The following is a 6,733-nucleotide window of genomic DNA, read 5'->3' as shown; positions in this document are numbered from 1 at the left end:
CAGGCCATGCCGGCTGCCGCCAGCAGGGCCAACAGCGTGCCTTGCCACAAGGCATGCAACAGGCTCAGCGCGAGCGCGGCCTGGATGTGTTCGAAGAGATTCATGGGGGCACCTCTTTCAGGTGGATTTGCGCTGGCGCGCCTTGGCCTCGGCGATCACGCGGGCAATCGCGTCCAGCTCCGAAGCGCTGGCCTTGTCCACATCCAGCGCGCGCTGCACCAGCTGCAAAGCCGAGCCGGAAAACGCGCGCTGCATCAGGTCCTTCAGCAGCACGGCCTGCACCTCGGGCTCGGGCTGGGCCGCGCTGTAGCGATGCCGGCGGTCGCTGTCGTCACGTGTCACCAGGCCCTTCTCGGCCATGATGCTCAGCATTTTCAGCACCGTGGTGTAGGCCGTGTCCTTGGCCTGTGACAGCACCTCGTGCACCTGGTGCACGGTGCAGGGCCCGTCGCTCTGCCAGAGCACGCGCAGGATCGCGAGCTCGCCTTCGGTCGGTCGGGGTAAGGTCATCGCCAAGCCAGTCGCAGTAAAGTATTAGGCGAATAGTACTAAACGATTAGTAGATGTCAAGCGCCTGCTCGACTGACCTGTCGCGCGGTGTCGCCAAAGTGTCCTTTGCTACCCGGCTGCTCCTGCGGACGCCGCTGCCTCGAACCATCCCTTCGGAGACACGCATGCAGGTCGTCGGCCACGCTGCCCATCAACTCGGCAGCCCGCTGGCGCCCTGGACCCGCGGTGCCAGGCCACGAGATCATCGCCACCTCTGAAGAACGGCTGGAACGCGGCGAAGTGAAGGGCTGAGCGCAGAGCTGCCTTTGCTTTTCGCCTATTCCAGCTTCAGCGCTCGCAGCCGAAGCGCATTGCCGATGACGCTGACCGATGACAGCGCCATGGCCGCGGCGGCAACGACAGGCGACAGCAAGAGCCCGAACAAGGGATAGAGCACACCGGCGGCAAGCGGGATGCCGGCCACGTTGTAGACGAAGCTCAGCGTGAGGTTCTGCCGGATGTTTCGCATCGTGGCCTGCGACAAGGTCCTCGCGCGAACAATGCCCATCAGGTCGCCCTTGAGCAGCGTGATGCCGGCGCTCTCCATGGCCACGTCCGTCCCGGTGCCCATCGCGATGCCGACCGTCGCGGCGGCCAGCGCCGGTGAATCGTTGACACCGTCGCCGCCCATGGCCACGATCCTTCCCTCTTTCATCAGGCGCTGCACCACCGCGACCTTGTCTTCCGGAAGCACCTCGGCGACGACCTCGTCGATGCCGAGCTGCCTGCCGACCGCTTCGGCCGTGGTCTTGCCGTCACCCGTCAGCATCACGATGCGAATGCCCGCGGCCTTCAAGGCCTGAAGCGCCTGGGGCGTCGTGGCCTTGATGGGATCGGCGATGGCCACAAAGCCCGCAAGCTTGCCGTCGACCCCGACGAAGATGACGGTGGCCGCGTTGGCACGCTGCGCTTCTGCCGGCTGATTCAATGGCGCACAGTCGATGCCACGCTCGGCCAGGAACTTCGCGCTGCCGGAGACCACTCGCCTTCCGTCGACCGTGCCGACCACGCCCTTGCCGACGGGAGAATCGAAGTCGGTGACTGCCGACAGGTTCAGCCTGCCCTCCTGCGCGGCGTTGACGATGGCCGTGGCCAGCGGGTGCTCACTGGCCCGCTCGACGCTCGCGAGCTTCTGCAGTACGTCGTCCTTGCTGAAACCTCGGGCCGGTTCGACCTGAACGACGCTCGGGCGACCTTCGGTCAAGGTCCCCGTCTTGTCGAGCACCAGCGTGTCGACCTTCTCCATGCGCTCCAGCGCTTCGGCGTCGCGGATCAGCACGCCATGTTGCGCACCCTTGCCAACGCCGACCATGATGGACATCGGCGTGGCCAGGCCCAGCGCGCATGGACAGGCAATGATGAGCACGGCGACCGCTGTGACGAGCGCGTAGCTGAAGGCCGGCGGCGGGCCCCACACCAGCCAGGCGACAAACGTGAGCACCGCCATCAGGATGACCACCGGCACGAACCAGCCCGCGACCAGGTCGGCCATGCGCTGGATGGGCGCGCGGCTGCGCTGCGCCGCGGCCACCATGTGGACGATCTGGGCCAGCAGCGTGTCCGCGCCGACCTTCTCAGCGCGCATCACGAAGCCGCCTGTCTGGTTGAGTGTTCCGGCTGTCAGCTTGGCGCCAAGGGCCTTCGCGACCGGAATGGGCTCGCCAGTGACCATCGACTCGTCCACATTGCCCTTGCCTTCGGTGAGTTCACCGTCGACCGGCACCCTCTCGCCGGGACGCACGCGCAAGAACTCGCCAACCTGGATGGCGTCCACCTGAACGGTTTCGTCAGTGCCATCGGCCTTCACCTTGACCGCCGTTTTCGGCGCAAGCCCGAGCAAGGCCTTGATGGCACCCGATGTCTTCTCGCGTGCCCGGAGTTCGAGCACCTGGCCCAGCAACACCAGCACGGTGATGACGGCCGCCGCCTCGAAGTAGATCTGCACGGCACCAACAGCCAACCGGAGCTCGGCCGGGAACAGGCTGGGCGCAAGAGTTCCGACCATGCTGTAGATCCAGGCCGCCCCTGTGCCGAGCGCAATGAGCGAGAACATGTTCAGGCTTCGGTTCTTCACGGACGCCACGGCGCGCACGAAGAATGGCCATCCGGCCCACAGCACAACCGGCGTTCCCAGCAGCAGTTGCACCCAGTTCGAGGTCTGCTGCGCGATGAGGTGATGGATGTTGAAGAGGTGTCCACCCATCTCCAGCGCGAAGACCGGCAGCGTCAGTGCCGTGGCAATCCAGAAACGCCCCGTCATGTCGCGCAGCTCTGGGCTCTCTCCGGCATCCGCCGTCGCCAACACCCGCTCCAGCGTCATGCCGCAGATGGGGCAATTGCCCGGGCCCATCTGGCGCACCTGCGGGTGCATCGGGCAGGTGTACTCGACCTGGCCGTGGCCGCCCTCGGCCGACAGTTTTGCCGCAGCGGGGGTACCACCCATCACCATACCGTCAGGCATCACATGCTGGCCGTGATGTGCAGTGCTGCGGGGTGTATCCGTGTGGCTTGTCATGGCGCTCTCCTGTTCCTGTCTGCAGTCTCCCTTTACTGGGGTGCCGCGGCCTTCATTGCCTCGCGGTCCATCATCATCTGCATCATCATGTCCATCATGTCCATGCGGCGCCTCATCATCGAAGCGTCCATGGGCATTGCCGACTTGCCACCGGCCACGGCTTTGCCGCCCATCATTGCGCCGCGCATCTGGTCCATCATCCCCATGCCGTCCTGCATGGCCTTCATGTGATCCTTCATCAGCGCGGCGCGCTCCTCGGGCGACTTGGCAGCGGCCATTTGCTGGTGCATTTCCTGCATCTTCTTCATCTGCTGGTCGTAGCCGGCAGGCGCGGGCAATGCCACAGGGCTGGCGGGGTGGTGCGCAGCCTGTTCTTCAGCCTCGTTGGCGGCCCTTGCGGGCATCGCCGGATATCCGGCCAACAAGGCGACGGCCAGCGCGCTCAAACCGGGGGCGAGTTTCATGGTGACGATTCCTTGTGTTTTGGATGCGCCATCCGCGCCCCTTGAGGACAGGTTGCACCCGGCCCCTATGCCCGCCGTTGATGCAGGTCAAGTCAAGACCCGCAAAGGCAAGGGTCAGCGGCGGCAGCAAGGCCTGGCCCTGCGCGTGCACGAGCCCGAGCCCGAGAACATGGACCTGCGCACCCAGCGCACCCAGCGCACTCAGCGCGGTGATCGACATGGGGGCGGTGAGGGGTTGGGCGGAAAGAAAAAACGGCCAGCGCCTTTCGGTGCTGGCCGTTTTGCTCCGGGCAACAGGATCAACGGCCGCCGTTTGCGGTGGACAGCACGGTGCCGGCGTCGCCACCCATCCAACCCGTGAGTGGGTCGTCGAAGTAGACCGACCACAGCGTTCTACCTGTGCCTGTTGGCTGAATCACCCAGGTCTTGCCACCGTCGCGGGTACTCAGCACCGTGCCGCGGTCGCCCACGATCCAGCCATTGAGCGGTCCATTGAACTGGATGTCAGTCAGCAGCGCTTGTGTCGGCAACGGCACGCTCTTCCAGGTCAACCCAGCATCACTGCTGTGAAGCAGCGTGCCTTGAGCACCGATGGCCCATGCGTCCATGCCGGTAGAAAAGTACACACGCTGCAGACGAGCACCTGTGTTGGAAGCACGTGACGTCCAGGTGGCGCCACCATCCGCGGTGCGGGAAATGAGGCCGGCGTACCCCACCACCAAACCGACTTGGTCATCGAAGAAGCGCACGCCCAACAACCCGCTTGCTGCGCTGCCGATCTTTGTCCAACTCTGTGCGGCGTCGTTACTTTTGTAAATGGAGCCGTCGTCACCGACGCTCCATCCGGTTGCGGAATCAATGAATTGAAAATCCGACAGATTGCGTTCCACACTACCCGCCGGCTGCAACCATGATTGACCCGCGTTTGAACTTCGCAGCAGTCCACTCTCCCACGACAGCATCCAGCCGTTCACGGCATCGGAGAACTGAAGCTTCCCCAGCGATGGACCATGAGGTTCCACCGTGGCGCGCCGCTGCCAAGTTGCGCCTCCATCCGAGGTATCCAGAAGCCAGCCGCTGGAGGTGGACGCAAGACCTTTGCGGCCGTCAAACATCCAGATGCCGACGACGGCGCCATAGTCGTCCTTCGGATCATTGCCGAGCACACGCTGCCACGTCAAACCGTTATCAGCAGAGCGATAGGTTCGTTCGTTGACGGTCAGCAGCAGCACGTCACCCAGTTGCCGAATCGTTGGCGTATAAAAAAGCTGCTGGTCTTCGATCACAAACGAAGTCCAGTTGGCACCACCATCCCTGGTCAGATGAAACCTGCCGTCACCGCTGCCCGAGGTAGAGACGGACTGGCCATCAAGAAAGTCGACATTCGACAGTAGATAGTCCGAGCGCTCGCCGCTGAGCGCCCAATTGATACCGCCGTCCGTGGTGCGATAGAGCTTGCCGGCGCCGGATAGACCCCAACCAATTTTTTGGCTGAAAAATTTTGCGCGCCAGGTGGCTCCATCGGTCGGCAACGCGGCAGGCCGGATGTCTTGCCAAGTGATCCCGCCGTCAGCCGTATCCATGTACTCCAGCTTGCCGGAGAAATAGTCATAGGTGTGCAGCTTGGCATGTTGATCGTCGAAGAAATTGGCGTCGACCAACTGCCTGCCCGGGTATCCTGGCAAGCCCTCCTCAGCATCCGCCAAACTCACAGAAAAGTGCTGGCCAGCATCGGTTGAACGAAGAACCTTTCGGCTGGGTCCATACGATCCGTACGACCAAATCGTTGTGGGGCTGGTGACCACCGGATGATCCACTGCCTCGATCACCGCCCAATGTTCACCACCATCAGCAGTGACTCGAGACTCATTGCCCGACAGCAGGGCATGTTGAGCATCTGACACAACGAGTTGATGATCGTAGTCGTGCAGCGACTGCAATCCCAGCGCCTGCTGGATCCAGTGCTGGCCTCCATCTGTGGTGTGCAACAGGGTCGCGCCGTCGCCAAACACCCAACCATTGTTCGCATCCGCGAACACCACTTGCAACAGGGTGCTGTCAACGCCGGATCGTTGTGCTTGCCAGGTAGCCCCAGCGTCGATGGTTTTCAGGATCTGGCCCGCACTGCCCACCGCCCAGCCGATCTTCGCGTCCAAAAACCAGATGTTGGGCGTGTCATTGCCAACCGGCAGCGGATGCTGCCAGCACCAGCCACCCTGCTCGGCGCCACTGCAAACGGCACCGTTCACATTCGCCAGGTGCCGCACCGAAACCGGAACGCTGATCTTGTAGACCCCGCCAGCGGCGTCGGTCGCCGCGAGCGACACCTCGTAGTCGCCGGCCTTGGCGTACCGGTGGGATGGCTCAGCTTCATGGCTGGTGCTGCCGTCGCCAAAGTCCCAGCTCAGGGTCAGGCCGGTGGTACTCCCCAGCGTGCTCCTGAATGCCACAGGCTGGTCTGCGTCTGCCACCGTAGGCGCAACGATCTGGAACTTCTCGGGCGCTGCCCCCCCGGGCTCGTCCCCGCCACCGCCCCCACACGCGCTCAGCGCGATGCTGACCACCAGCCCCATGCCCAGTTGCAGGCACGCATGCGCCCACCCGGGCCTTTTTTGTCGGCTCGTCATTCCTCACTCCCCGTGGTCTTGTTTGAACCGGCGGGATTGTAAAGACGCGTGAAGCGGCTCAGATCCCGCTGGCGAAGCCCGCGCTGTCTTGCTGGCCCCAGCGGGCGGCCACGGCTTGGATGGCTTCGGGGATCTGCTCGGGGGGCACCGGGCGGCTGAACAGGTAGCCCTGGGCGTGGGCCACGCCGCGCTGGGTGAGCCAGGCTTGCTGGCGCTCGGTCTCGACGCCTTCGGCCACCACCTGCAGGCCCAGTGCGTGGGCGAGCGAGACGATGGCTTCGACGATGGCGCCGTCTTCGGCGGCGTCTGGCAGGTCGCGCACGAAGCTGCGGTCGATCTTCAGCTTGTCGATCGGCAGGCGCTTCAGGTAGGCCAGCGAGGAAAGGCCGGTGCCGAAGTCATCGATGGCGATCTGTACGCCTCGCGCGCGCAGTGCAGCCAGCGTGCCGACATTGGCCGCCACGTCTTCGACCAGCGTGTGCTCGGTGATCTCGATCTGCAGCCGGCCGGGGTCGGCGCCGCTGCTGGCCAGCGCGTCGGCCACCTGCTGCTCCAGCAGCCTGCGCTTGAACTGGCGG

At 64.2% G+C, this 6,733-nt stretch carries 5 protein-coding genes; all 5 read right to left on the bottom strand.

The genetic code is table 11. The features are described 5' to 3' along the window. Window positions 1-117: 117 nt before the first annotated feature. A complete protein-coding gene (locus FKP22_RS16800) occupies window positions 118-510 on the bottom strand; it encodes a BlaI/MecI/CopY family transcriptional regulator (RefSeq protein WP_141288603.1) in 393 nt (130 codons plus the stop codon). A gap of 316 nt (window positions 511-826) precedes the next feature. Then, window positions 827-3,064, bottom strand: a complete 2,238-nt coding sequence (locus FKP22_RS16795; RefSeq protein ID WP_425551810.1) for a copper-transporting P-type ATPase — start codon at window positions 3,062-3,064, stop codon at window positions 827-829. A 32-nt stretch (window positions 3,065-3,096) separates the two neighbouring features. Next, window positions 3,097-3,528 carry a hypothetical protein gene (locus FKP22_RS16790; protein ID WP_141288602.1) on the bottom strand — a complete coding sequence of 144 codons (432 nt, stop codon included), beginning with the start codon at window positions 3,526-3,528 and terminating at the stop codon, window positions 3,097-3,099. Window positions 3,529-3,827: 299 nt separating this feature from the next. Next, on the bottom strand, window positions 3,828-6,101 hold the full coding sequence (locus FKP22_RS16785; protein WP_211361438.1) for a YCF48-related protein: 2,274 nt from the start codon (window positions 6,099-6,101) through the stop codon (window positions 3,828-3,830). 112 nt (window positions 6,102-6,213) lie between these two features. After that, the coding region (locus FKP22_RS16780; RefSeq protein WP_141288600.1) for an EAL domain-containing protein at window positions 6,214-6,733 on the bottom strand (520 nt) is incomplete at its 5' end.

The sequence above is a fragment of the Ideonella azotifigens genome (assembly GCF_006519715.1).
Classification (GTDB): Bacteria; Pseudomonadota; Gammaproteobacteria; order Burkholderiales; family Burkholderiaceae_C; genus Ideonella; species Ideonella azotifigens.
This window is presented reverse-complemented; position numbering and strand designations above follow the sequence as displayed.